25 protein-coding genes and 1 pseudogene are annotated in these 23,417 nt (G+C 58.5%); 12 read left to right on the top strand and 14 right to left on the bottom strand.

Going from position 1 to position 23,417, the window contains the following annotated elements; translation table 11 throughout:
• Nucleotides 1-3: 3 nt before the first annotated feature.
• From RHM68_RS18785 to gstA, 3 genes are all read right to left on the bottom strand, one after another.
• Nucleotides 4-825 carry a methyltransferase gene (locus tag RHM68_RS18785; protein ID WP_322217672.1) on the bottom strand — a complete coding sequence of 274 codons (822 nt, stop codon included), beginning with the start codon at nt 823-825 and terminating at the stop codon, nt 4-6.
• Nucleotides 826-886: 61 nt separating this feature from the next.
• On the bottom strand, nt 887-1,324 hold the full coding sequence (locus RHM68_RS18780) for a GNAT family N-acetyltransferase (RefSeq protein WP_322217669.1): 438 nt from the start codon (nt 1,322-1,324) through the stop codon (nt 887-889).
• A 510-nt stretch (nt 1,325-1,834) separates the two neighbouring features.
• Nucleotides 1,835-2,437 (bottom strand): glutathione transferase GstA, encoded by a 603-nt coding sequence (gene gstA / locus RHM68_RS18775; protein WP_322217667.1) that lies wholly within the window; start codon nt 2,435-2,437, stop codon nt 1,835-1,837.
• A 99-nt stretch (nt 2,438-2,536) separates the two neighbouring features.
• On the opposite strand from gstA, the gene RHM68_RS18770 reads away from it, so the two are divergent.
• The 3 genes and pseudogenes from RHM68_RS18770 to RHM68_RS26795 all read left to right on the top strand — a co-directional run bounded on the left by RHM68_RS18770 (nt 2,537) and on the right by RHM68_RS26795 (nt 5,145).
• A complete protein-coding gene (locus RHM68_RS18770; RefSeq protein WP_322217664.1) occupies nt 2,537-3,433 on the top strand; it encodes a LysR family transcriptional regulator in 897 nt (298 codons plus the stop codon).
• A 392-nt stretch (nt 3,434-3,825) separates the two neighbouring features.
• Nucleotides 3,826-4,602, top strand: a pseudogene (locus RHM68_RS26800) (PAS domain-containing protein); the annotation flags it as partial.
• Nucleotides 4,603-4,701: 99 nt separating this feature from the next.
• Nucleotides 4,702-5,145, top strand: a complete 444-nt coding sequence (locus RHM68_RS26795) for a methyl-accepting chemotaxis protein (protein ID WP_416195250.1) — start codon at nt 4,702-4,704, stop codon at nt 5,143-5,145.
• Between the two features lie 56 nt (nt 5,146-5,201).
• On the opposite strand, the gene RHM68_RS18760 is transcribed toward RHM68_RS26795, so the two are convergent.
• The 4 genes from RHM68_RS18760 to RHM68_RS18745 all read right to left on the bottom strand — a co-directional run bounded on the left by RHM68_RS18760 (nt 5,202) and on the right by RHM68_RS18745 (nt 8,600).
• The gene (locus RHM68_RS18760) at nt 5,202-5,753 is read right to left on the bottom strand and encodes a hypothetical protein (RefSeq protein ID WP_322217661.1); all 552 of its coding nucleotides are present in this window, start codon (nt 5,751-5,753) and stop codon (nt 5,202-5,204) included.
• 141 nt (nt 5,754-5,894) lie between these two features.
• Complete coding sequence (locus RHM68_RS18755) at nt 5,895-7,319, bottom strand: MFS transporter (protein ID WP_322217659.1); 1,425 nt, start codon at nt 7,317-7,319, stop codon at nt 5,895-5,897.
• Nucleotides 7,320-7,462: 143 nt separating this feature from the next.
• Complete coding sequence (locus RHM68_RS18750) at nt 7,463-8,095, bottom strand: glutathione S-transferase (protein ID WP_322217657.1); 633 nt, start codon at nt 8,093-8,095, stop codon at nt 7,463-7,465.
• Nucleotides 8,096-8,168: 73 nt separating this feature from the next.
• Nucleotides 8,169-8,600, bottom strand: a complete 432-nt coding sequence (locus tag RHM68_RS18745; RefSeq protein WP_322217654.1) for a PACE efflux transporter — start codon at nt 8,598-8,600, stop codon at nt 8,169-8,171.
• A 129-nt stretch (nt 8,601-8,729) separates the two neighbouring features.
• Here RHM68_RS18745 and RHM68_RS18740 point away from each other — a divergent pair, with 129 nt between their 5' ends.
• Nucleotides 8,730-9,605, top strand: a complete 876-nt coding sequence (locus tag RHM68_RS18740) for a LysR family transcriptional regulator (RefSeq protein WP_322217652.1) — start codon at nt 8,730-8,732, stop codon at nt 9,603-9,605.
• A gap of 32 nt (nt 9,606-9,637) precedes the next feature.
• Here the strand turns inward: RHM68_RS18740 and RHM68_RS18735 are convergent, their stop codons facing one another.
• Entirely contained in the window at nt 9,638-10,669 is a 1,032-nt protein-coding gene (locus tag RHM68_RS18735) for a LacI family DNA-binding transcriptional regulator (RefSeq protein WP_322217649.1), read from the bottom strand.
• A 215-nt stretch (nt 10,670-10,884) separates the two neighbouring features.
• On the opposite strand from RHM68_RS18735, the gene RHM68_RS18730 reads away from it, so the two are divergent.
• Both RHM68_RS18730 and RHM68_RS18725 read left to right on the top strand, forming a co-directional pair.
• Nucleotides 10,885-11,418 carry a gluconokinase gene (locus RHM68_RS18730; protein WP_322217647.1) on the top strand — a complete coding sequence of 178 codons (534 nt, stop codon included), beginning with the start codon at nt 10,885-10,887 and terminating at the stop codon, nt 11,416-11,418.
• An 80-nt stretch (nt 11,419-11,498) separates the two neighbouring features.
• A complete protein-coding gene (locus RHM68_RS18725; RefSeq protein ID WP_322217645.1) occupies nt 11,499-12,851 on the top strand; it encodes a GntP family permease in 1,353 nt (450 codons plus the stop codon).
• Between the two features lie 108 nt (nt 12,852-12,959).
• On the opposite strand, the gene alaC is transcribed toward RHM68_RS18725, so the two are convergent.
• Complete coding sequence (alaC, locus tag RHM68_RS18720; RefSeq protein WP_322217642.1) at nt 12,960-14,177, bottom strand: alanine transaminase; 1,218 nt, start codon at nt 14,175-14,177, stop codon at nt 12,960-12,962.
• Between the two features lie 139 nt (nt 14,178-14,316).
• On the opposite strand from alaC, the gene RHM68_RS18715 reads away from it, so the two are divergent.
• The 4 genes from RHM68_RS18715 to RHM68_RS18700 all read left to right on the top strand — a co-directional run bounded on the left by RHM68_RS18715 (nt 14,317) and on the right by RHM68_RS18700 (nt 17,676).
• Nucleotides 14,317-14,979 carry a LysE family translocator gene (locus RHM68_RS18715; RefSeq protein ID WP_322217639.1) on the top strand — a complete coding sequence of 221 codons (663 nt, stop codon included), beginning with the start codon at nt 14,317-14,319 and terminating at the stop codon, nt 14,977-14,979.
• 67 nt (nt 14,980-15,046) lie between these two features.
• Nucleotides 15,047-15,532: a GyrI-like domain-containing protein gene (locus RHM68_RS18710; protein ID WP_322217637.1), complete on the top strand. Its 486-nt coding sequence runs from the start codon at nt 15,047-15,049 to the stop codon at nt 15,530-15,532.
• A 266-nt stretch (nt 15,533-15,798) separates the two neighbouring features.
• Nucleotides 15,799-17,015, top strand: a protein-coding gene (locus RHM68_RS18705; RefSeq protein ID WP_322216042.1) for an IS3 family transposase whose coding sequence is annotated in 2 segments (ribosomal slippage) — nt 15,799-16,144 and nt 16,144-17,015 — 1,218 coding nt in all. Because the reading frame shifts where the segments join, the coding sequence is not laid out codon by codon here.
• A 172-nt stretch (nt 17,016-17,187) separates the two neighbouring features.
• A complete protein-coding gene (locus tag RHM68_RS18700; RefSeq protein WP_322217635.1) occupies nt 17,188-17,676 on the top strand; it encodes an N-acetyltransferase in 489 nt (162 codons plus the stop codon).
• 30 nt (nt 17,677-17,706) lie between these two features.
• Here the strand turns inward: RHM68_RS18700 and RHM68_RS18695 are convergent, their stop codons facing one another.
• Together RHM68_RS18695 and RHM68_RS18690 are read right to left on the bottom strand one after the other, a co-directional pair.
• Nucleotides 17,707-18,192, bottom strand: a complete 486-nt coding sequence (locus RHM68_RS18695) for a GNAT family N-acetyltransferase (RefSeq protein WP_322217632.1) — start codon at nt 18,190-18,192, stop codon at nt 17,707-17,709.
• Nucleotides 18,193-18,365: 173 nt separating this feature from the next.
• Nucleotides 18,366-19,220 carry a LysR family transcriptional regulator gene (locus RHM68_RS18690; protein WP_322217630.1) on the bottom strand — a complete coding sequence of 285 codons (855 nt, stop codon included), beginning with the start codon at nt 19,218-19,220 and terminating at the stop codon, nt 18,366-18,368.
• A gap of 89 nt (nt 19,221-19,309) precedes the next feature.
• Here RHM68_RS18690 and RHM68_RS18685 point away from each other — a divergent pair, with 89 nt between their 5' ends.
• A complete protein-coding gene (locus RHM68_RS18685) occupies nt 19,310-19,747 on the top strand; it encodes a multidrug/biocide efflux PACE transporter (protein ID WP_322217628.1) in 438 nt (145 codons plus the stop codon).
• Nucleotides 19,748-19,790: 43 nt separating this feature from the next.
• On the opposite strand, the gene RHM68_RS18680 is transcribed toward RHM68_RS18685, so the two are convergent.
• Nucleotides 19,791-20,549: an SDR family NAD(P)-dependent oxidoreductase gene (locus tag RHM68_RS18680; protein WP_322217625.1), complete on the bottom strand. Its 759-nt coding sequence runs from the start codon at nt 20,547-20,549 to the stop codon at nt 19,791-19,793.
• Between the two features lie 135 nt (nt 20,550-20,684).
• Between RHM68_RS18680 and RHM68_RS18675 the strand changes: the two genes are divergently transcribed.
• Nucleotides 20,685-21,581 carry a LysR family transcriptional regulator gene (locus RHM68_RS18675; RefSeq protein WP_322217622.1) on the top strand — a complete coding sequence of 299 codons (897 nt, stop codon included), beginning with the start codon at nt 20,685-20,687 and terminating at the stop codon, nt 21,579-21,581.
• 85 nt (nt 21,582-21,666) lie between these two features.
• Here RHM68_RS18675 and RHM68_RS18670 read toward each other — a convergent pair whose 3' ends face one another.
• Both RHM68_RS18670 and RHM68_RS18665 read right to left on the bottom strand, forming a co-directional pair.
• Nucleotides 21,667-22,389: a TylF/MycF/NovP-related O-methyltransferase gene (locus RHM68_RS18670; RefSeq protein WP_322217620.1), complete on the bottom strand. Its 723-nt coding sequence runs from the start codon at nt 22,387-22,389 to the stop codon at nt 21,667-21,669.
• Nucleotides 22,386-23,252: a hypothetical protein gene (locus RHM68_RS18665; protein ID WP_322217618.1), complete on the bottom strand. Its 867-nt coding sequence runs from the start codon at nt 23,250-23,252 to the stop codon at nt 22,386-22,388. The genes RHM68_RS18670 and RHM68_RS18665 overlap by 4 nt, the downstream gene beginning before the upstream one ends.
• Nucleotides 23,253-23,417: the final 165 nt, after the last annotated feature.

Below are 23,417 nucleotides of genomic sequence, written 5' to 3'. Positions count from 1 at the left end.
GGCTTATTGGGCCGGTTTGACGAACCGCAACGTCATCCGGTCCGACTCACCGATCGCTACATACTTCGCCCTATCTTTGTCTCCTAACGTCAACGCTGGCGGCAATGTCCACACGCCTTCGGGATAGTCCTTGGTGTCGTTGAGGTTGGCGTTGATCTCGCTCTGATCCTCAAGCTTGAACCCCGCTGCCGTCGCCAGTTTCACCACATACGCGGTGGTCAGGTATCCGCTGTGTTTGATCTCGTCCAGTGAGGCGCCATCTCGAGCCCGATGATCTACCACGCCGAGCGTGCCACCCGGTTTCAATACCTTGAAAAACGATTCGAACATCAGCGGTGCGGTGTCGGCCAGCACCCAGTTGTGTACGTTGCGAAAAGTCAGCACGGTGTCCGCCGAGCCCGGCTTTCCCAGTACCGGGGCCTTGGGATCAAACTCGACCATCTGGGTCTTGGCGTATTGGGCGGGGGTGTCGGCGAATTTCTGCCGCAGCGTTGCGTAACTTTTGCGTGCGTTATCACTGACTGAGGGTGCCTGCACGGCGGCAATGTAAGTGCCCTGATCCTTGAGCAGCGGCGCCAGCAGTTCGCTGTACCAGCCACCGCCCGGCGTGATTTCGATCACACTCTGATTCGCTCGCAAGCCAAAGAACTGCAACGTTTGCTGCGGGTGTCGGTAAGCATCGCGCGCGGCGTTTTGCGGCGCGCGCCAAGTGCCGGCGAGTACCTTTGCGTATTGCTCGGCGGACACTGGCGCGGTGTCCGCCGCCTGACTGACGGCAGGGACGAGCAGGGCGGTGAGTGTTAAAGCCAGCAGGGCAGGTTTCATGGGGCGTCCTTTGCGAAGTCGATGTCGACCCCGAGGCTAGCACGCGGCCTTCGACCACCGATCACACTTTATCGAGGGACGCTCTCACCCACGGATCCAAGCCCATGGCGATCATCGGTTTGCTGCGGGCGTAACGGCTCAGACGCTCGACCATGGCGTAGGGCATCTGTGGGTCTGCGCAAAAGCCCTGTCGCTCATAAAAGCCGCGCAAATCAGGGTGGCAGTAGAGCCAGACCGGGCTGTCGAGGCCGGTGACAGCTTTGTCGATGAGTGTCGCGGCGATTCCCTGTTGCCGACAGTGTGCAGCGACAAACAGCCCCGTCAGCCAGTGCCCACCGGACACCGGGCGCAAACACAGGGCGGCGACGATCTCACCGCGCCGGGCGACCCACAGTTGCGCCTCGCGCACCGCTTTCATCGGTGATTGGTGGGCACGGTAAAACTTATTCATCAATGGCCATAAGGGCTCGGCGAGCAGGGTGTACTGAGTGTCGGGCATGGGTTCTGACTGTCGATGCGTAAAGCGAGGGATTATAAAAGAACGCGGCCGGCGCGATAGGTGTATACCTGACTTCACATCCCGTATGAGTGGAGTACGTATCATGGCCAAAGGCATGGATTCAAAGAAAGCTGCGAAGAAAAAACCGGCAAAAACCGCCGATGAAAAGCGCGCGGACAAGAAGGCCAAAAAGGTGGATGTGTTCGGTCATTGATTTCGCGTCAACGGAGCCCGGTTCTCGGGCTCCGGTTTCAGCTCTAACGACATAACTAAACGATCTGCAAAAAATCCCTGCGCCGTTGCACAGAGGGGGACAGGTTCCCGTTCTGGGCAAAGCCATGCCCTATTACTTCGATGCTGCCCGCCGAAAAGAAATCGACACCTGGGCCGACGCCCGAAGGCTCGTACCGAGTGGCCAACCTGATTGCTGCTGGTCAGTCCCCCATGAAATCGGCTGCAAACACTGATGATTTTCGTGGGCGCGAGCCTGCTTGCGATCGATCTAAAGCCCTACGCCAACTCTGCCGCCAACGCCGCTTTCACCGTTGGACGCGTTTCAATCCTTGCCTGAAACCGTGCCAGGGCTGGCCATTGATTGAGGTCGATGCCAAACACCGATGTCCAGCGCAGCACGGTAAACAGATAGGCATCAACCACGCTGAAGCCGCTGACCAGCACATAATCCTGCTGCTCCAGTGTCTGGCTTAACACTGCAAAGCGTTTGAACAGTTTGTCCTTGATGAGGGCTTTTACCTCGTCGGGGAACTGCGCATTGAACAGCCAGCCGAGCCCGCCATGAATCTCGGTCGAGACGAAGTTCAGCCATTCCTGCAAGCGTACCCGTTCAAACGTCCCGTTCGCGGGCGCCAGGTTCGCCGTCGGCCGCACATCCGCCAGGTATTGCAGGATCGCCGGGCCTTCAGTCAGCACCTGGCCGTTGTCCAGTTGCAGTGCCGCGACGTAACCCTTGGGGTTAATCGTGAGGAAGTCATCACCTGTGGCGGTAGTTTTGGTGTGGTTATCGACACGGATCAATTGGAACGGCAGGTCGAGTTCGCGCAGCACAATGTGCGGCGCCAGCGAACACGCTTGCGGGGCGTAATACAGCTTCATGGGCAGGGCTCTGGTTGCGAATTTACGCCAGTGTCATAGTGCGCGGCGAACTTCGTAAAATTAGTCTTTCAGAACACGGCCATAAGGATAGCTACTGCCATGATGAATCTGACGCATTGGCGAATGGTGGTGGCGGTAGCCGATACCGGCAACATCACCCGGGCAGCCGAGCGGGTCGGGATGACCCAGTCGGGCGCTAGTCAGGCCTTGGCCCTGATTGAAGAAACCCTGGGCGTTCAGCTGTTCAGTCGGGAAAATCGCCAGACGCTGCCCACCGCCATCGGCTTGCCGGTCATTGAACAGGCGCGAACCATGCTGGGGGCGCTGAAAAATATCCGCAGCACGGCTGATGCCGCCCGTGACATCCAGCGTGGGACCCTGCGTCTGGCCGGTTTCCCCTTGGTGTTAGCGACGTTTTTACCACCCTTGTTGGGCCGATTTAATCGACTCTACCCCGGCATTGAGGTGGTCACTCTGGAAGTCAGCGACGATGAAGTGGAAACCTTGCTTGCGGCCGGGCTCGTCGATGTCGGTACGGTGTTGAACCCATTGCGTGAGTGCAATGCGGGTCGTTTGGGGCGCGATACCTGGATGGCGGTGCTGCCCGTCGGCCATCCGTTGGCCTGTCACTCGGCTGAAGACGGCATCACCCTCGCGCAATTGGCAGAGCAACCCTTTGTGCTCGCCACGGGCGGTTGTTCGACCAATGCCCGCAGCCTGGCGGCTGATGCCGGTCTGCAACTGCGGGATGTGCGGGTCGAGGTCCGCGAGTGGAGCAGTGCGTTTACTCTGGTGCGGGAAAATGTCGGCGTGACGCTGGTGCCGGAGATGACTTTGCCTATTCATCGCCAAGGTCTGCATATCGTGCCAGTGACGCCGCGCATCGATCGTGAGTTCGCCCTGGTTGTTTCTCCGCACAAGGCGCCCTCGGCTGCTGTGCGGGCATTGCTGGAGGTTCTCGCCGATCAATCAGCGGCGTTGGCGGCTGAGGCATGATTGTCGCCGATACCGGCCGACTAGTGGCCTTGCGTCCCTGATTGCGCTGGCTATGCTCAGCCGTAACATGCGCTGCCAGGCGCCGCCGCAAGGTGCCTGGGCCGCGGTGAAAAAAGCCTCAAGTGTGCGCAACCCAAGGCACCGATACTGAGCAACCAGGAGCTTTTGCGTACAAGGAGTGATTTGAAAAAGTTAGGGTTGGCCCGACACCGGGCTATCAAGAGAAGGATGTCTTGATAAGAGCGTTGCGACATGGACTCTCCGATTAAACATCATCGATCACCTGACCCATCCTTCCTTTGGAGGGATTCGTGTGCCTGTTTCGTGGAAAGTCGTGAAAGCCACCCCGACGCTTTCATCAATCAAAAGACCGCGCTGAAGGTGATAGAACCATGTTTAACCTACATCACAAGGCAGACCTGCTGGAGATAGAGCGATTCAACGGTGCGCTGATCGAAGCTAACGCCAAGTTGGCGGCGGTCAGCCGTTCCATGGCGATGATTGAGTTTTCTGCGGATGGCATCGTGCTAGGTGCCAACGAGCATTTTTGCGCCACCATGGGCTACAGCGTCGAGGAAGTTCGTGGCAAGCATCACCGCATTTTCTGTGAGGAAGCGTTCTATCGCAGCGAAGAGTACGTCAAGTTGTGGCGTGACCTGGCCCATGGCGAGCCCATCAGTGGCACTTTTTTACGGCTGGATAAAAATGGCAAAGAGATTTGGCTCGAAGCCAGTTACATGCCGGTATTTGGCCCTGATCGCCAGGTCAGAAGCGTAGTGAAAGTGGCGTCGGACATTTCTCAGAGAATTTATCAGGAGCACGAAAACGAGAGCATGCTCGCGGCCATCGGGCGTTCTATGGCGGTGATCGAATTTACCCCGGACGGTCACGTCATCACGGCCAACGACAACTTTTTGAAAACCATGCATTACTCGCTTAACGAAGTGGTGGGCCAACACCACAGCATGTTCTGCCACCCTGCAGACGCTGAATCCCAGGCGTACAACGCGTTTTGGGCGTCACTTAATCGCGGCGAATATCACTCGCACCGTTTCGAGCGCCAAGACAAGTACGGTCACACGGTTTTCCTGGAGGCGTCCTACAATCCGTTGTTCGATACTAAAGGACGGCTGTACAAAGTGGTCAAGTTCGCCAGCGACATCACCCGGCAAGTCACCACCCTGCAAACGGCTGCTGAATCGGCTCACAGCACTTCGGTACAAAACGACGCCTGCGCGCAGAAAGGTTCCCAGGTCGTTCAGCAAACCGTGCAGGTCATTCAGGATATTTCCCGCGACCTCAACGAAGCCGCGCTGAGCATCGATGCCGTGAGTAAACAGTCCGACATTATCGGCAGCATCGTCCAGACCATTCGCGGCATCGCCGATCAGACCAACCTGCTGGCACTCAACGCGGCCATCGAAGCGGCCCGGGCAGGTGAGCATGGGCGGGGTTTTGCAGTGGTTGCCGACGAAGTACGCACCCTTGCGGCCCGAACGAGCCAGGCGACGCTGGAGATCGTCGACGTGGTGCGCAAGAACCACGATTTGTCATTGAGTGCAGTGTCGAGCATGCAGTCGAGCCTTAGCCGAACCGGGCTTGGGGTGGAGCTGGCGAACGAGGCGGGGGAGGTGATTCTGGAGATTCAACAAGGGTCACGGCACGTGGTGGATGCGATCAATCAGTTCAATTCGACGTTGCAGTTGAACTGATATCGATCCACTAAAAAGGGCCCGTGAAGGGCCCCGTTCCAGCGGTGCCAGGCGTATTAGAGCGAAGCCAGAAACTTATCGGCGAGCTGATTCGTGGTGGCTTTATCGGTGCTGCTGCTGGCGGTATCGGTTTGCGCCAGTTTCATCTTGTCTTCGATGCTTTGAGTGATCTGTTTACCAATCGCCAGTTGTTGGTCCGCCGGCATGGCACTCAATTGGGTCTGCGTAATGCCCATTCCTTTCAGAATGCTGTCACGCATCTGCTGTTCCGGCGTTTTACTCATGTAGTCCTTGAAGTCGGCCAGGGCCGTGCTGTCAGTGGACTTGGCTTGAGTCGCCGCCGGAACAGCGGCTTGCAGGGCTACACGGGTTTTTGCGAACGCTTCATTGACGTTGTCGCTGATGGTGCTCGCGGCGTTGACCTGCTGGGTCGCAGAGGTCAGGCCGGACGCCTGGACAGAGGAACTGCCCTGCGTGGCTTGGGCGCCAGTGTTTTGCGCGTTCTGGATCAAACCGCTGTAAAGCGCGCTGGCGGCGGCCGTCGTCGGGTCCATGTCCGAGCGTTGGGTGTGTTGAATGATGGGCGTTTTCTGCGCACTGACCAACATGATGGGTAAGCCTGTAGGTAATTGCTGTCGGGTCTGTAGACGCAATTAGCGTGCCTATCCTCCATGCCCTGTTTACGCGGCGATGGCGCCGCCTTAGCGGTCAATCCTTGCCGCTGGGCGGCAGAAGGCAACCGCGTGGCGTTAGTGATGAGCAATGTTCTCCAGTGCCAAGTTGCGCGTTTTCGGACCGAAGTAGCCGATGGTCAGCATCACGATCAGCATGCTGCTTGCGATGAACGCCAATACGCCGGGCGTACCGAGGTGTTCTAGAAAGATGCCGATCAGCAAACTGCTGAACACCGTCGACAAACGACTGAACGAATAGCAGAACCCCACCGCGCGGGCGCGCAGGTGGGTGGGGAACAGTTCGCTTTGGTAAGCGTGGTAGGCAAAGCTCAGCCAGGCGTTACAGAAGGTGATCATTACCCCGCAGAAGATCAGGCCAAAGGCGCTGGTTTGAATGGCAAACAGGGTGCCGAAGGTCATCGCGCCCAGCGCCGAGCCGACGATCTGCCACTTGTTTTCGAAGCGGTTGGCGACCTTCACAAACAGCAACGGACCTAACGGGTAGGCGAGGGTGATGATGAAGGCGTACATCAGGCTGTGAGTGACGCTTACGCCCTGGCCGGAGAGCAATGCCGGTAGCCAGTTGCCGAACCCAAAAAAACCGATCGCCTGAAACACGTGGAAGACGATCAGCATCAACGCTCGACGACGATAGGGCGGCTGCCAGATATCGGCGAAACGGCCCTGGCCTTGAATGCCCACTGCCGCGAGTTCTGGCTCGTCCAACGGCCGACCCTGATCCCTCACGCAACGGGCTTCTATGCGATCGAGGATCTGGCTGGCTTCCTCAAGCCGCCCGCGTTGTGCCAGCCAGCGCGGGGATTCCGGCAGCTTCGAGCGTAGCCACCAGATGAACAGCGCGAACACGGCGCTGGCCAGCACCACGAAACGCCAGCCCGAAACCCCGAATGGCGCCTGCGGTACCAGCCACCAAGACATCAGCGCCACCGCTGGCACCGACAGAAACTGCACGAAGAACGCAAAGGCGAACGCTGAACTGCGCATGCGCTTGGGCACCAGTTCGGAGAGGTACGCGTCGATGGTGACCAGTTCGACACCCAAGCCGATGCCCACCAGCAAACGCATGCCGATGATACCCAGCGCTGAGCTTTGGATGCCCATCAGCACGGTGGCGACGGTGTACCCGATCAGGGCAAAGGTAAAGATCGCCCGCCGTCCGAAACGGTCGGCCAACGGGCTGAGCAGGCTGGCACCGAGGAACAGTCCGAGAAACGTCGCCGAGGCGAACGCTGCCTGGTCGGAAAAGCCAAACACACCCTGACTGCCGGTGGCGAAAATACCGTCACGGATCAGGCCGGGGCTGATGTAGGCGGTCTGAAACAGGTCATAGAGTTCGAAAAAACCGCCAATCGACAGTAACGCCACCAGCCGCCAGATTGTCGCAACGGCGGGCAGTCGATCAATACGGGCGCTAATGTGGGCGGCGCGAACGGGGTCGATGGTAGCGGGCGCAGTGGCAGCCGGGACGTGAGCGGGCATGGGCGGGTCCGATTCGTATGGAAGGGCAAGCTTAGCCTGCTATCGGAAATGGATGCGTGTGAAACTCGGCAGTTTTGCGGCGAGATCTGCCGAGTTATTGCACTAACGGTTTACATTTTGCGGATTGATCGCGTGGTCAGCGCTCAAGGCACACCGTTACAAGCGTGCATCATGAAACCGGGGCGTTTGGCCAGCCGTTGACAGTAGTCATCGATGGCCGGGTAGGGCGGTCGCTCCATGGGGGTCATGCGCCAGCGATTGACTGACAGCCCCACCACGATATCGGCGAGCGTGAAGTGGGGGCCGGCGACGTAGGCGTCCGTGATCGCCAATTGTTGCTCCAACAGGCCCATGGTTTGATTCCAGCCACGGACGCCCGCGATGATCAGCGCCGGCTCCTGAAACGCCGGGTCTTGGCGCACCAGCGCGGGAAACGCATAGCGCCAGGTCGGATTGAGTTCAGTGGCCTGCCAGTCCATCCATTGCTCGACGCGGGCGCGGGCCGCCGGTTCGTTCGGCAACAGATCAGTATTTTGGTGTTTGCCCGCCAGATAGCGGCAAATAGTATTGGATTCCCAGAGCACGCCCGCGTCGTCGATGATCACCGGGACTTGGGCATTGGGGTTGAGCGTGAGAAAAGCGGCGCTGTGGGTGGAGGCAAAACCGCTTCCCCAGTCCTCTCGCTCGTAGGAAATACCCAGCTCCTCACAGGTCCACAGCACTTTTCTGACGTTGATCGATGACGCTTTACCCAGAATCTTCAGTGCATGTTCCATTGAGCTACTCCGTTAGCGGTCGAGGCTTGGGGAATTTAGCAGCGTCTGCCTCAATGGGCGACCCTCTTGCGGTTTACACCGCGTCTGGTAACGCCGATGCCGGCAGCCCGAACGTGCGGTCGAACAGCCAGTTAAACGCAAAGGTGTAGCACGGGATGAAAATGATCAGCGCCAGGTCCAGCAGGAAGGCCTGCACCAGGCTGATGTTCATCCACCAGGCGATCAGGGGAATCAGGAACACGATCAACGTTAACTGAAAGCCCGCAGCATGGGCGATACGCCGTTTGACGGTGCGAGTGCGCGAGGGCTGTCGGCTTTCCCAGCGCTCGAAGAGTGAGGTGTAGATGAAGTTCCAGGTCACGGCAAGGGTGGTGATGATCACGGCGAGCGGGCCGGTGCTGTCGGGCGAAGTACCGGACAAGAGTGCCAGGCCCAGGGCGGAAAAGGTCATGCCGATCAATTCGTACAGCGACACGTAGACCAGTTTGCGTTTAACACCTTGCATGTGAATTGCCTCGTTTTTAACACTGGATGCCAGGTTTATGAAAAGGAGCTGGCGAAGGCGGCGAAAGATAGCTTCAATGTTACTGATAGAAAAAGTCAGTAGCTTTCAGTTTTTTTGATAGGACGGTCGATGAATTTCAACAGCGACAGCATTGAGTTGTTCCTCGCGGTGGTTGAGCGCGGTTCGTTTTCGGCGGCGGCCCGGGCGTTGGGCAAAGTCCCCTCGGCCGTGAGCATGGGCATCGCCAACCTGGAAGCCGAGCTGGGTTACTTGTTGTTTGATCGCAGCCACCGCGAGCCGGTGCCTACGGCAATGGCCAATGCGCTAGTGCCACATGCACGGCTGATAGCCGAGCAGCTCAAGCAGTTGCAGGTGCATGCCGTCGAGCTGTCGCTGGGGCTGGAAAGCAGGTTGTCGATCGCGGTGGTCGCGGATATTGATAAGCGCCGCTTGATGGCGGCAATCAAGGTCATCGCCGAGCGTCATCCGTTGCTGGATATTGAAGTGCTCAGCGCACCTCAGGACGATGTGCTGGCGATGCTTCACAGCGGTCGAGTCAGCGTTTGCCTGGCCTTTGCCGGGTTGAGCGTGAACGCACTGGAGCGGTTTCAGTTTGTCGGCACCGAACGGGTGATCGCGACGCTGGCGGCGGATCATCCGCTGCTGGAGGGGCAGGATTTGTTTCTGGAGGATTTGGTGTCAGTGCGGCAGATCATCGTCGCCAGCCGCGACCTGCCAATCAGCGAAACCCGGCCACTGGTGGGCGAGTCTTACTGGCGCACGGACACATTGGCCGTGGCCATGGAAATGGTCGAGGCGGGGCTGGGCTGGGGCAATTTTCCGTTGTCGGTGGTGCAGCCGTTGCTCGACGCCGGCAGGCTCAAGCGCCTGAGCTTTCGCAACATCGAGAACGGTTTGCTATTGCCAGTGCATGCGGTGTGGCTCAAGAGCCAGCCGTTGCAGAAAGGCGCGTTGGCCTTCGTCGGCCTCATGTCCGAGGCGTGATCGCTGTGACGCCGAACCTGATAACGATCAGGCTACGTACTCTCGCGCACCTTCAGTTCAAACCCCATGTCTTGCACCGGTTTCGCCACGGCATTGCCGGCCAGCAACGTCAGCATTAACTCCGCCGAACGTCGGCCGATGGCTTCGCGCGGGGTACTGATGCTGCTCAGTCGCGGCACCATGTGCGCCGAGGCTGGCAGGTCGTTGAAGCCGAGGATCGCCACTTGCTGGGGAATCTTGATGGCGCTGCGCATCGCTTCAAGCAAGGCGCCCTGGGCCAGGTCATCGTTGCCGAAGAAGATCGCATCGACATCAGGGTGGCTGGCCATCAGTTGCAGGAACAGCTCGCCACCTAAGCCAACAGAGGATGCTCGCGGGGTCAGCACTTCCAGGTCCGGGTCATACAAACCAGCCTTTTGCAGCGCTCTGCGAAAGCCCTCGCCTCGCAACAACGTGCGCTGGTCGAGCTGCGCGCCAATGTAAGCCAGGCGTTTACGTCCACGGGACAGCAAATGCTCGGCTGCCGTTTCGCCGGCAGCCAGTTGCGAGAAGCCGACACAATTCAGGCCGGCCGCGCTGTCCAGTTCCATCATGTATACGCAGGGAATGTTGCTTGCTTCGATCATCCGGCGCGAGCTTTCGGTACGGTCGAAACCGGTCAGCAGCAAACCGCGCGGCTGATAGGCCATGTAGTTGCGCAACAGGTTTTCTTCTTCATCACGTGAGTAGTGGAAGTTGCCGATCAGCACTTCGAAGCCCTTGGGCCGCAGTACCTGATGAATGGCTTCGAGGGTGTCGATGAAAAGCAAATTGGACAGCGACGGCACTAATACGACGACCGAATGGCTCTGCGCTGAAGCCAAGGCGCGAGCGGCAGGGTTGACCACGTAGTTGAGGTCGAGGGCGGCTTTCTGGACTTTTTCCACCAGCTCGGTGGCCACTGTACTGACACCGCGCAGGGCACGCGAAGCGGTGATCGGGCTGACACCGGCCAGGCGTGCGACTTCGTTAAGGGTCGGGCGGCCAGTAGTGCGTGGATTCTTATCGTTTTTAGGGGCGATCATCGGACGGCTTGCCAAACAAAATTCGAGGCACTAAGGTAGCGCTGTCCCGAAGCGGCTGCAAATGCGTAAGCGAGTTTTGCCTGAACCTCGTTTTTTAGCGCTGGGAACACACATGCTGCAACCCACAAAAATGACAAGAAGGCGTCGGCAATTTCTACTTTTGTACAACTTTTTCAGGTGTCAGAGGTAGCGCTGTCTGCGCGCTGAGGTGTTACATGAATCATCCCATCACCGCCCTGGTCATCATGGGCGTTGCCGGTTGCGGCAAGACCTGCGTGAGTCAGGCCCTGTGCCAGCTCAGCGGCGCAACAGCCATTGAAGGCGACACTTTTCACCCGGCCGCCAACATCGAAAAGATGAGCGCGGGCATCCCCCTGAATGACGAAGACCGTGCCGGCTGGCTCGACAGCCTGTGCGACGAACTGCGCCGCGTCGATGCCAAGGGCGAACGCCCGGTGTTGACCTGCTCGGCGCTCAAACACAGTTACCGTGAAGTGCTGCGCAGTGCTTTGCCGGGCTTGGGTTTCGTGTTCCTTGCACTGACCCCTGAAGTGGCCGCCGACCGCGTGTCCCATCGTCCGGGGCACTTCATGCCATCGACCTTGATCGACAGCCAGTTCGCTACCCTTGAGTCACCCGTTGGCGAGCCGCTGACCCTGGCGCTGGATGCCTCGACGCATAGCGTTGAACAACTGGCGGAGCAGGCCAATGCCTGGTGGCTTGAACACGGATTGAACCGTCCGGTTTAAGTGTTGCCCCAAGAGATAGCGCTGTCCTGACGGCTTCTGAATAACCGCTTTCATAACAACAACAAACAGGAGACACCCCCATGTTTGGCATGTCCCACGATACGTTTTTACTGTTGGATGCCGTGGTCACGGTGATTGGGCTTATCGTCCTGATTACCAAATTCAAGCTGCATCCCTTCATCGCGCTGATCATTGCCGCCGGTTTTCTCGGTCTGACCTCGGGCATGCCGGTGGGCACCATCCTCAAAGCGTTCCAGGACGGCTTCGGTGGTGTGCTGGGCTTTGTCGGCATCATCCTGGCGCTTGGCACCATGCTCGGCAAAATGATGGCCGAGTCGGGTGGGGCGGATCAGATTGCCCAAACGTTGATTCGTGCGTTCGGCAAAGAGCGCGTGCAGTGGGCCATGATGTTTGCGGCGTTTCTGGTGGGCATTCCGCTGTTCTTCGAAATCGGCTTCGTGCTGCTGATTCCGCTGGTGTTCATCGTCGCCCGGCGGACCGGCGTCTCGATTATCAAGATCGGTATCCCGCTGCTGGCCGGTTTGTCGGCGGTACACGGTCTGGTGCCGCCGCACCCAGGGCCGTTACTGGCCATCGGGGTGTTTGGCGCCGACATTGGCAAGACCATTTTGTACGGTCTGATCGTGGCGCTGCCGACTGCGATTATTGCCGGTCCGATCTATGGCACGTTCATTTCCAAATACATTCCAGGCCATGCCAATCAGGATTTGGTGGATCAGTTGGCGCGCGAACCGGCGTCCGCGAATTTGCCGAGCTTCGCGATTACCCTGATCACCGTGCTGCTGCCGGTGTTCCTGATGTTGCTTAAGACCTTTGCCGATGTTGCGCTACCAGACGGGCATTTCTTCCGCAGCTGGATGGACCTGATCGGTCACCCCATTTCTGCGCTGCTGCTGGCATTGCTGTTGTCGCTGTACACCTTCGGCCACCGTCAGGGCATTGGTTCGAAACAGATTCTGAAACTGCTGGATGCGAGCCTTGCGCCGACTGCCGCGATCATTCTGATCATCGGTGCCGGCGGTGGCTTCAAGCAGATGCTGGTGACCAGTGGTGTGGGCGACGTGATCGGTCACATGGCGGTCAATGCGCAAATCTCGCCGATTCTGTTGGCGTGGCTGGTGGCGGCGGTGATTCGTGTGGCGACCGGTTCGGCGACGGTCGCAACCATTACCGGTGCCGGCATTGTGGTGCCGGTGGTGGGGATGATTCCGGGTGTGAACCGTGAACTGCTGGTATTGGCCACGGGTGCTGGCTCGCTGGTACTGTCACACGTCAACGACGCGGGTTTCTGGCTGGTGAAGCAGTACTTCAACATGACCGTGGCCGAAACTTTCAAGACCTGGACCGCGATGGAAACCATCCTGTCCGTTGTGGCGCTGGGCTTTATCCTGCTGTTGTCGTTGGTGGTGTGAACACCTCACGCTGATCGTTTCCGCGCAGAGTGAGCGGGTAGCGATCAGGCAACGTGCGCGTACAAAAAAACCGCAGCAATGCGGTTTTTTTTTTGGCTGCTGAATAAATCAGGCGCTGGTTTTGGTGACCAGACCATCCGCTCGGAACATGCCGCGAATCCCGCGTACTGCCTGACGAATCCGGTCTTGGTTTTCGATCAGCGCGAAACGCACATGATCATCCCCATACTCACCAAATCCGACACCCGGCGAGACACAGACCTTGGCCTCGGCCAGCAGCTTCTTGGCGAACTCCAGGGAGCCCAAGTGCGCGTATGCCTCGGGGATCTTGGCCCAGACGTACATTGACGCTTTCGGGTTTTCGACCATCCAGCCCAGTTCGTGTAGGCCCTTGACCAGCACGTTACGGCGCTGACGGTACTGCTCGGCGATGTCTTTGACGCATTGCTGATCACCTTCGAGCGCAGCAATCGCCGCGACTTGTAGCGGGGTGAATGTGCCGTAGTCGTGGTAGCTCTTGATCCGCGCCAAGGCGTTGACCAGTTCAGCGTTACCGACCATGAAACCGATGCGCCAACCCGCCATGTTGTAGCTTTTGGACAGCGTGAAAAACTCCACCGCGATGTCTTTGGCGCCGGGAACCTGCATGATCGACGGGGCTTTCCAGCCGTCATAGACGATGTCGGCGTAGGCCAGGTCATGCACCACCAGTACGTCGTACTGTTTGGCGAGGGCAATCACCCGCTCGAAAAAATCCAGCTCTACGCACTGGGCGGTAGGGTTGGACGGAAAGCCGAGGATCATCATTTTCGGTTTCGGGATCGAGCCGCGAATCGCGCTTTCCAGTTCGGCGAAGAAATCCACGCCTGGGATCAGCGGCACTGACCGCACCTGGGCGCCGGCAATCACGGCACCGTAGATGTGAATCGGGTAACTGGGATTCGGCACCAGCACGGTGTCGCCCTGATCGAGCGTGGCCAGCATCAAGTGCGCCAAGCCTTCCTTGGAACCGATGGTCACAATGGCTTCGGTTTCCGGGTCGATGTCGACCTCGTAGCGATCCTTGTACCAGTTGGAAATAGCCCGGCGCAGGCGCGGAATACCCTTGGATGTCGAGTAACCGTGGGTGTCTTCGCGTTGGGCGACGGTCACCAGTTTTTCGACGATGTGCGGCGGTGTCGGGCCGTCCGGGTTGCCCATGCTGAAGTCGATGATGTCTTCGCCACGACGACGGGCGGCCATCTTCAGCTCGGCGGTGATATTGAAAACGTAAGGAGGGAGTCGATCTATGCGCGCAAAGCGGCGCGGCGAACCTGGGTTGGCCATTGTTGCCTCGGAGAACGTGAGCGCCCGGAACCGTCCGAGCGACGCTGGCCACTGCGGTGGCCTGTGGCGGAATGTAAGGGCTGTTGTGGCAAACTGTCCAGCGACTGTGTAAACAATTTTTGCCGAAGGAAACGGGTTAATGGAATTTAGCAGTGGCTTCTTGCTGAGCCTTTCGCTGTGCCTGGACATTGGTGTGGCCAACATCGCTATGATCACGTTGGCCATGCAGCGTGGCTATTTTCAAGGCTTTGCGCTGGGGCTGGGGACCTGCGTCGGTGACCTCATTTACGCCGTACTCGCACTCGCCGGAATGACCGTTTTGTTGCAATACGAAACCGTGCGCTGGGTACTGTGGATCGGGGGTTCGGCGTTGCTGTTGTACTTCGCAGCCAAGATGATTTACTCCGCCATCCACCATGAAGCAGCGTTGGCCCAGGCTGCCGAAGTCGGTCAAAACTCGCATCGCAAAGAATTTTTCCGCGGCATTTTCCTTGCCATGTCATCCCCCAGCGCCATTCTTTGGTTCGCGGCGGTAGGTGGCACCCTGATCGCGCGCTCCGGCGGTGGTGGCGCGCTCAGCTCGGCGTTGTTCCTCGGCGGGTTTGTGTGTGCCGGTCTGCTCTGGAGCGCCGGCTTGTGCTTCGCCGCGAGTCACGGTGGCAAGTTGCTGGGCGACAAGTTACTGCGTTACTCCTACATGGCATCAGCAGCGATCTTCTGCTATTTCGCGGTCTACGTGATCCTATCCGGCTACAACGAGTTTATCGTCAAGGCTGCCGTCGGGCAGCTTCCCGGGCTCTGACTGGGCGAATCGTGTTTGGCTTCTATACTCCCAGCCGAACACACCTTTTCGTTCCAGGAGTCGAGTCATGGATGAGCAAACACGCATCAAACCGGCCGAACCACGCTTCGAAAATGGGCATTTCCTGCTCATTGCCGGGCTTGGCGGGCGATTTACCCAGGCAACGTCTGGGCAGATCCCCCAACTCTGGGAGCAATTCATTCCCCATCTCGGGCGTATTCCGAGCCAAAAAGGCGAAGTGACTTACGGCGTTTGCTGCAATCCGGATGGCAAGGGTGGGTTCGAATACATTGCGGGTGTCGAAATCAGTAAGCTCGACGACTTGCCGGAAAAGTACCGTTGGGTAGAAGTTCAGCCTCAGCACTACGCTGTGTTCGAGCATCACGGAGCGCTGGATACGTTGCCCCAGACCTTTCAGTACATTTGGAAAACCTGGTTGCCGCAGTCCGGTCGGGCGGCGGCGGATGCCCCGGAGTTCGAGCGCTACAGCGAAGATTTCAACCCGAAGCTCGCGACTGGAACGCTGGAAATCTGGTTGCCGCTCAAGGCCTGAAAACTGCGAGGGGCGGACCCGGCATCCGCCTCTCGCTGACCGTGTTGAGGCCTAGTTGCCATGTTTCGCCCGTCGCGCCCGCAACAGGTCAACGGCTAAGGTGATGAAGCCGAAAGTGCTGATACCTAACAACATAAGAAGACCGATCTGAATACTACTCATGGTGAGTTTCCCCTAATGATGGCCAGAGACAGGATGGACGAGCCCCCTGAAAGACAGGACACCGTTTCCCCCTTAACATAAGGGATAGGCAAACGACTGTGTATATGACTAATAGAAACGATAAGGGTGGGGAGCTTTTGGGTCAGGAGCGGCGTCGCCGCTGGAGCCCGGAGCAAAAACTGGCCATGGTTCGCGAGAGCCTGCAACCGGGGCAAAGCGTCTCGGTGGTGGCTCGACAGAATGGCGTGAATGCCAACCAGTTGTTTCAGTGGCGCAAGCTCTATCAGAGCGGCAGTCTCTCGGCTGTCAGTGCTGGGGAGAGCGTGGTGCCCGCTTCCGAGCTGGCCGATGCGCTCAAGCAGATCCGCGAGCTACAGCGCATGCTTGGCAAGAAAACCATGCAGGTCGAGATCCTTCAGGAAGCTGTGGAGATTGCTCGGTCGCGAAAATGGATTGCGCACTCACCCTTGTTGCCGGGGGACGACCAGTGAAGCTGATCAGTGAAAGTCTCGGTGTAGCGCGCTCGCAATTGACGGTTCGACTCAACCCAAATGCTCAGGTCGAGCGGCGTCGCCCTGCGCTGGACGATGCCGCACTGGTCGAAGAAATTCAGGCTGAAGTGAGTGAACTGCCCAGCTACGGGTACCGCCGTGTGTGGGGGTTGCTGCGTCGTCGGCGTGAAAAGCAGAGTCAGGCGCCGATCAACGTCAAGCGGGTTTATCGCGTCATGCGCGATCATCAGTTGCTGCTGGAGCGACGGATTAAACAACCGGGTGTGGCACGCCGTCACGAAGGCCGAATTGCCGTGGCCACCAGCGATACCCGGTGGTGCTCGGACGGGTTTGAGTTTCGCTGTGATGATAACGCCAAGCTGAGCGTGACCTTTGCCCTGGACTGCTGCGACCGCGAAGCCATCGGTTGGGTGGCCAGCCCGACCGGGTACAGCGGCGACGATATCCGTGATCTGATGCTGGAGGCGGTGGAAAAACGCTTCGGTGAAGAGGCGCCTGCCACCCCGGTGCAATGGCTGAGCGACAATGGCTCGGCCTACATCGCTGAACAGACACGCCAGTTTGCCCGACAGATCGGTTTGCAACCGGTGACCACACCGGTGCGTAGCCCGCAGAGCAACGGCATGGCCGAGAGCTTCGTCAAAACGATGAAACGCGACTACGTCGCGCACATGCCCAAACCTGACCGGGAAACAGCCTTGCGTAACCTGACGATTGCCTTTGAGCATTACAACGAGGAGCATCCGCACAGCGCGCTGAAATACCGTTCACCACGGGAGTTTAGGCGTTTGGCAGCGGCATCAATTTAACGGGGTGCAGGTGTCCGGTTTGATAGGGGCCAGTCCACAGGAAACACAAATAGTCCGAACCGCTGAGCAATACCAGCGCCTATACGCAGGCTTTACGGGGTTTTCGGTGATCGATATGAACCCCTTATTAATTTATGATTGCGCGCCTATCCGTCGTTTATTCCGAGTCGCCATGAACACCGTCATCCGCCCTGTCACGCCTGCTGATCTGGACCGCTGCTTCGCCATCGAAACCGTTGCCTACGAGGGCGACGAAGCAGCCACCCGCGAAAAAATTGCCATCCGCATTGCCACGTGGCCGCAAGGTTTCATCGTCGCTGAAGTGGACGGCGTTGTAGCCGGTTTCATTAACAGCGGCGCGGCATTTGAGGTGCAGATGTCGGACGAGGCGTTCAAAGAACTGATTGGCCACGACCCGGCTGGACCGCAGGTGGTGATCATGTCGGTGGTGGTGCATCCGGACTATCAGGGGCTGGGTTTGGCCAAGCGGTTGATGAGCGAATTCATTAAGCGGATGCGCGCGCTGAACAAGGTCGGCATTCATCTGATGTGCAAGGAACGGCACATCCCGCTCTACGCCGGATTTGGCTTTGCCTACATCAAGCCTTCGGCGTCAGACCATGGCGCGATGGCGTGGCATGAGATGGTCCTGACGCTCTGAACATGCAGATGAATGTGTGAGGTCGGCGCTTCAGAGCGTCAATCCCATCCGCCGCTCGTAGCCGATACGGCCCTTGTAGGCTTCGCCGCTGTCGATCCAGCCGAACTTTGCATACAGCGCGATGGCCGGCTCGTTGTCGGCATCGACTGACAATTCCAATGCCTTTATTTCCGGAAACGCTTGGCGCGCCAGGGCGGGCAGCGATTGCAGGCAGGCTTTGCCATAGCCTTTGCCTTGCGCGCGCTGATCGACTTGCAGCGCGTGCAGGGTCGCGCTGTGTTCGTTGGCCCAGGCCGGCAGCACGGGCGGGCGCTTGAGCAGCAGGAACGCCACCGGTACGTCCTCGGCCAACAGGGCAAAGCCTTTGACGCCGGGACCGGGTTTGGACAGCAAGGAGTGCAACGCACCGTGGATGTCGCCGGAAAACTTTATTTGTTCAGGATGAACTTCGATGGCCTCGATCTGCTGACGCTGGAGGGCAGTAAGGCTTTCGTAAGGCACAAGACGGGCGATCACTGGAGTGTCCTTTTCCAACATACACACACTGGGGCTGCGGATTTTAGCGAATTTTAGTCGGCGGATTATGTTTATTTCGGCGGTCGAATGGGTGCTTTGCCGGTGCGCCGATTCACTGAACGGCGGATCAGGGCGTTGACGCGAGGTGATGTTGCCCGCGAAAGGCCATACCGCTATTCCAGCATTTTGCTCAGTAGCCAACTCCCTGCCGGCCCCGGCGGGTTCAGTCGCGACCACAGTGCGTCGACATACACCGGTTTTGGCCAGCCACGAACCTCCAGTTCCACCAGTGAGCCGGCTCCAAACCGTCCCACTAGCCAGCGGGGCAAGGGCGCCCAGCCAAATCCGCCTTGGGCCATTTCGAGCAACATCAGATAACTCGGTGCCGACCAGACCCGGCCTTTGGCCCGGCTCTCATAGGGGTTGACGATGGTTGCCAGGCGTAACTCCCGGTGCTGTTGCAGCATGTCCTGGTCAACCCGGGTGAGCGCGGCCAATGGGTGTTGACGGGACACGAAGAGGGCGATTTCCGTGCGCTCGTCGACGGTCGAATTGACCAGGTCTGGCGGGTAGCTGTCGCGCATTTCGGCGAAGCCCAGATGGGCCCGACCGCTTTGCACCAGTGCTATCAGGTCATCACACTCGGCGATCAGGCATTCAAGCTCGAGGTCCGGATAACGCTGCTCGAAGGCGCTGAGGGCGGCTTCGAAACGGTTGGACTGGTAAGTGTCGGAAATGGCCACCGTCAGTTTCGCCTCCACGCCTTGAGACAGCTGACTGGCGGTCATCTCGAGACGACTGGTCGCCGCCAAAATCTCTTCGGCCCTTTGCAGCATGACGTGCCCGGCCGGGGTCAGGCTGGGCTTGCGGCTGCTGCGATCAAACAGCCTAAGGTTCAAATCGATTTCCAGGCTGGCCACTGCCGCGCTGATGGTCGACTGACTGCGACCCAGCTTACGTGCTGCGGCGGAAAACGAGCCTTGGGTCGCCGCCTGGACAAATGCCAGCAATACTTCGTGAGAGGCCATGAGCTATCGTCTTGATCGATGGTTATTGGTTATGAAGTATCGATCTACTGACAGATCATGGCAACCACAGTCACTCAGGACACTCAGCCATGAACGCCAACAGATCCATCACCGAACGTATTGTCCAAGCCGTGGGATTCGAACTGCTGGCTATCTTGATTTGTACCCCGCTGCTGGCGTGGGTGATGGACAAACCGATGGCGCAAATGGGCTTGGTGACCATGGCCATTGCGGCGATTGCGCTGGCTTGGAACGTGGTCTTCAATGCTCTGTTTGACCGCGCGCTCAAGCACTTCGAGATCGTGCGCAGCGCTTGGGTCCGCGTGGTGCATGCGCTGTTGTTCGAGGGGGGGCTGGTTGCGTTCGGCGTGCCACTGATTGCGTGGTGGCTGAAGGTCAGCCTGTGGCAGGCGTTCTTGCTGGACATCGGGGTGCTGCTGTTCTTCCTGCCCTACACCTACGTGTACCACTGGGTGTATGACGTGCTACGGGCGAAAGTGATGATGCGCCGGTCTTACGCGGGATAAAAAGCAAAGATCGCAGCCCAGGGCTGCGATCTTTTGTTCTGGACTACAAAAACATCCCGCCCGATGCCTCGATCCGCTGCCCGTTGATCCACTGGCTGCCCGGCGCGAGCAGTAGCGCAATCGCGGCGCCAATGTCGTCCGGTTGGCCCGTGCGGCCCAACGCGGTATTGCTCGCCACCATTTGATTCACGCCGGCGTTATCACGTACTGCACCGCCGCCGAAATCGGTTTCAATCGCGCCAGGGGCCAAGGTATTGACCGCTATTGCACGTGCGCCGAGTTCCTTGGCCTGGTAACGGGTCAAGACTTCCATCGCCCCTTTCATCGCCGCGTAAGTGCCATAACCTGGCAGGCTGAAACGGGTCAGGCCGCTGGAAATATTGATGATGCGGCCTCCGTCATTGAGCTGTGGCAGTAAGGTCTGGGTGAGGAAAAACGGCCCCTTCAAATGGATATTCATCAACAAGTCGAACTGCTCGATCGTGGTGTCGACAAAACTCGCATGCACACCCACGCCGGCGTTGTTGATCAGGAAGTCGAAGTGCTGACGACTGAAGTGGTTTTGCAGCACCTGAGCGACTTCGGTACTGAATGCGCCAAAGTGTTCGTTGTTGCTGACATCAAGTTGCAGCATGGCGGCGCGGCCACCGAGCCGTTCAATTTCTGCGACCAGCGCGTGTGCCTCGTCGGCGCGACTGTTGTAGGTACCGATGATGTCGATACCTTGCGCGGCCAAGTGCAGGGCGGTGCTTTTACCCAGGCCGCGGCTGGCGCCGGTGATCAGTGCGATTTTACGGTTCATGGCGGGTTTCCTTAACAAGCAGCTCAAGAGCAGTGAGTGATGATGTGCTGGGAAGTTTATTTGTCCGGCTCAGGGTGATAAACAGGAGTAAATCGGAATCACTGGCCGATTAATCCGAACAATAGAGGGCTGCCCATGAACAAACTTGAACTGTTGCGCACGTTCGTGCGCGTCAGCGAAGTGTCGAGTTTTACCCTCGCCGGCGAAAGCCTTGGCCTGCCCAGGTCTACCGTGTCCGAGCACGTCCGTGCGTTGGAAGCGCTGCTGGGCACGCGCCTGCTGCAACGGACCACGCGCAAGGTTCAAGCGACCCAGGATGGTCTGGTGTTGTACGAGCGCAGCAAAGATTTGCTGTCGCATATGGATGAAATCGAAGGGCTGTTCAAGCAGGACAAGGCGTCCCTCGCCGGACGAATTCGTATTGATATGCCGAACATTCTTGCCCGTCGGGTGGTGATGCCGCGATTGCCAGAATTCATGGCCGAGCATCCCCGCCTTGAGCTGGAAATCAGTTGCACCGACCGTCGGGTCGATCTGCTCAGCGAGGGTTTCGATTGCGTGGTGCGGGTCGGCGCGCAACCTGATCAATCGGTGGTCGCGCGCCATCTGTGCGACTTCGCCATGGTCAATTGCGCCAGCCCGGCTTACTTGCAGCGTTTCGGCATACCGCAGCGCCTGGAAGATTTGGCCCAGCATCGGCTGGTTCATTACGTCGGCGTGTTGGGTTCGCGCCCGGAAGGTTTTTTGTATGAGCAGCAGGGCGAGCTGCATCGGGTGCCGATGGCCGGCAGCATCACGGTCAACAGCACGGATGCTTATGAGTCGGCGTGTCGGGGCGGCCTCGGGTTAATTCAGGCGCCGCTGATGGGCATGCAGCCGTACTTGCAGAGCGGTGAGCTGGTGGCGGTGTTGCCGCAGCACTGCGCGCCGTCGATGCAAGTGTCGCTGCTGTATGCACGGCAACGACACTTGCCCTTGCGGGTGAGAGCGTTCATGGATTGGCTGGGGCAAATCATTGCGACAGCGCACTGACCCGAAGGCCTGTGCGCACTTGCAACCTGGATGTTGACTGAGGGTCCGCCATCGCGGGCAGGTTCGCTCCCAAAGCGTTTAGGCGTCAGACGTGGAAGTAGCCTACGCAGGAGTCGAACGGCAGGCGCTTGAGTTCGATTTTGTTCAGGTCCAGCACTTCACGCAGGGCTTTGGTTTCACCTGGGAAGTTGCGGTAGGCGACTTCGTCCAGAACCACGATTGCGCCTTTTGGCATGTACGGCAGGAAGGTTTGCAGCGCAACTTTGGTCGATTCGTACAGGTCGGTGTCGAGGATCAGCATCGCTACTACCAAGTCAGGACGGGTCTTGACCCATTCCGGAACGGTCTTGACGATGTCGCCTTTGACCAGCTCGCAACGCGGTATCCGGTTGACCGGGCGCAGCAGGTCGTTGGCGTCGATCATGTCCTGGATCAGTGACTGGTCGGTGTCCGAGAACATGGTCTCGTTGACGTCGGCCGGGTCTTCTTTCTGGTCGATGCTCTGGAAGCCTTCGAACGTGTCGAAGCCAATGATCGAGCGGTTGATCGCGTAGGGTTCCAGAATCATCGACAAATGCATGTAGAGCATCAGCGAATTGCCCTTGTACACACCACACTCGATGATCGCACCCGGTATTTCGGCCACTTTCTTGAACAGTTCCATGCGCGACAGTGCCGCGGTCACGCCGATGCGGTTGGCGAAGACGAACGGCGCATCGGCTACATACTCGGCATCGACCCGTTTCAGGACATTGGCGCGTGTTTCGTTGTACTGGGCCTCGGCGGGCGTGATGCGACGCTTGGTCATTGCTGGATTCCTTGGAAGTTCGAAAAGTCGTGGGCGTGGAAATAGTCTTTGAACCCTGCGGCAACGTCAGTGCAGGCGCTGTCGACGTTGATCGCACCGCGTTTGTGCTTTAGGTCGTCGAGGTGCATCAGGCGAAAGTCCACGCTGAAACGGGTCTGTTGGGTGTGGTTGGGAACGGTGCCATGCAGGTGCGAGCCGGAAAAAATCAGCATGTCACCGGTGTTACCGGCAATGCGTACTTCAGACGCGCTATTGATCGCTTCCAGTGGCACTGGGTGGAGGCGGACTTCCTCTTTGAGGTTGTCCTTGGCTTTGTGCCGTTGATTGCTGATCCAGTCGTTGAGGCTCCATTCGCTGGAGGTGTTCTGCACCGGCACGTCGAAATAGCCGCCGTTGATCATCATGGTTTGGTCGGTGCTGATGGTGTAAACCGGCATCCAGGTATTGATCTGGCAATCGACGCTGCCGTACCAGGTATCGCGATGGGGCTTGTAGGCGTAGCTGACGCCCGCGTGCAGGTACTCGTAGTTGGGCACGACGCGAATCCGCGGCACGTCGAAAATATACTCGCGCGGGTCGGCGCCGATTTCATTGATGAAGCTGAGGATCAATTCTTTGGCGCGCAGGCTGTTGGTGAACTGGCCCTTGAGTCGTGTCACCAGCACCACGAATTCTTCCACCGGCATCAGGGTGTGCAGGGCCTGGTGGCGGGTCTCGCCATTGAACGCGGCGGTGATGCTTTCCTGGGCGAATGCACACAGCGCTTTGGCGGCACTCAGCTCGGTGTTCAAGAAAATATCGCCGGTGTAGATGGCTTCTTTGAAGTCAGCTTTTTTCTGAAGCTGATTGATGTACAGATTCACGGCTCTTCCTCCTGAATGCATCGACTCTCATAAGCATCGGCCTGACGTTTGCAAACTGAAGCGCGAGCCCGCGCTGGCCAGTCAATGCCCGTGTCATGACGAATAAATGGCAGGGCCAAAACTGAAAAATCCCGGACGGAAACCCGGCCGGGATTCGGGTGATAC

This window comes from Pseudomonas sp. DC1.2 (genome assembly GCF_034351645.1).
Classification (GTDB): domain Bacteria; phylum Pseudomonadota; class Gammaproteobacteria; order Pseudomonadales; family Pseudomonadaceae; genus Aquipseudomonas.
This window is presented reverse-complemented; position numbering and strand designations above follow the sequence as displayed.

What these genes read in the sequence shown, in the direction of transcription:
- RHM68_RS18760 (WP_322217661.1), bottom strand. Translation starts at nt 5,753, where the DNA reads ATGTTGGTCAGTGCGCAGAAAACGCCCATCATTCAACACACCCAACGC.
- RHM68_RS18700 (WP_322217635.1), top strand. Translation starts at nt 17,188, where the DNA reads ATGAACACCGTCATCCGCCCTGTCACGCCTGCTGATCTGGACCGCTGC.
- RHM68_RS18680 (WP_322217625.1), bottom strand. Translation starts at nt 20,549, where the DNA reads ATGAACCGTAAAATCGCACTGATCACCGGCGCCAGCCGCGGCCTGGGT.
- RHM68_RS18780 (WP_322217669.1), bottom strand. Translation starts at nt 1,324, where the DNA reads ATGCCCGACACTCAGTACACCCTGCTCGCCGAGCCCTTATGGCCATTG.
- RHM68_RS18670 (WP_322217620.1), bottom strand. Translation starts at nt 22,389, where the DNA reads ATGACCAAGCGTCGCATCACGCCCGCCGAGGCCCAGTACAACGAAACA.
- gstA (WP_322217667.1), bottom strand. Translation starts at nt 2,437, where the DNA reads ATGAAGCTGTATTACGCCCCGCAAGCGTGTTCGCTGGCGCCGCACATT.
- RHM68_RS18690 (WP_322217630.1), bottom strand. Translation starts at nt 19,220, where the DNA reads ATGGCCTCTCACGAAGTATTGCTGGCATTTGTCCAGGCGGCGACCCAA.
- RHM68_RS18725 (WP_322217645.1), top strand. Translation starts at nt 11,499, where the DNA reads ATGTTTGGCATGTCCCACGATACGTTTTTACTGTTGGATGCCGTGGTC.
- RHM68_RS18740 (WP_322217652.1), top strand. Translation starts at nt 8,730, where the DNA reads ATGAATTTCAACAGCGACAGCATTGAGTTGTTCCTCGCGGTGGTTGAG.
- RHM68_RS18675 (WP_322217622.1), top strand. Translation starts at nt 20,685, where the DNA reads ATGAACAAACTTGAACTGTTGCGCACGTTCGTGCGCGTCAGCGAAGTG.
- RHM68_RS18730 (WP_322217647.1), top strand. Translation starts at nt 10,885, where the DNA reads ATGAATCATCCCATCACCGCCCTGGTCATCATGGGCGTTGCCGGTTGC.
- RHM68_RS18735 (WP_322217649.1), bottom strand. Translation starts at nt 10,669, where the DNA reads ATGATCGCCCCTAAAAACGATAAGAATCCACGCACTACTGGCCGCCCG.
- RHM68_RS18715 (WP_322217639.1), top strand. Translation starts at nt 14,317, where the DNA reads ATGGAATTTAGCAGTGGCTTCTTGCTGAGCCTTTCGCTGTGCCTGGAC.
- alaC (WP_322217642.1), bottom strand. Translation starts at nt 14,177, where the DNA reads ATGGCCAACCCAGGTTCGCCGCGCCGCTTTGCGCGCATAGATCGACTC.
- RHM68_RS18755 (WP_322217659.1), bottom strand. Translation starts at nt 7,319, where the DNA reads ATGCCCGCTCACGTCCCGGCTGCCACTGCGCCCGCTACCATCGACCCC.
- RHM68_RS18785 (WP_322217672.1), bottom strand. Translation starts at nt 825, where the DNA reads ATGAAACCTGCCCTGCTGGCTTTAACACTCACCGCCCTGCTCGTCCCT.
- RHM68_RS18750 (WP_322217657.1), bottom strand. Translation starts at nt 8,095, where the DNA reads ATGGAACATGCACTGAAGATTCTGGGTAAAGCGTCATCGATCAACGTC.
- RHM68_RS18745 (WP_322217654.1), bottom strand. Translation starts at nt 8,600, where the DNA reads ATGCAAGGTGTTAAACGCAAACTGGTCTACGTGTCGCTGTACGAATTG.
- RHM68_RS18685 (WP_322217628.1), top strand. Translation starts at nt 19,310, where the DNA reads ATGAACGCCAACAGATCCATCACCGAACGTATTGTCCAAGCCGTGGGA.
- RHM68_RS18770 (WP_322217664.1), top strand. Translation starts at nt 2,537, where the DNA reads ATGATGAATCTGACGCATTGGCGAATGGTGGTGGCGGTAGCCGATACC.
- RHM68_RS18710 (WP_322217637.1), top strand. Translation starts at nt 15,047, where the DNA reads ATGGATGAGCAAACACGCATCAAACCGGCCGAACCACGCTTCGAAAAT.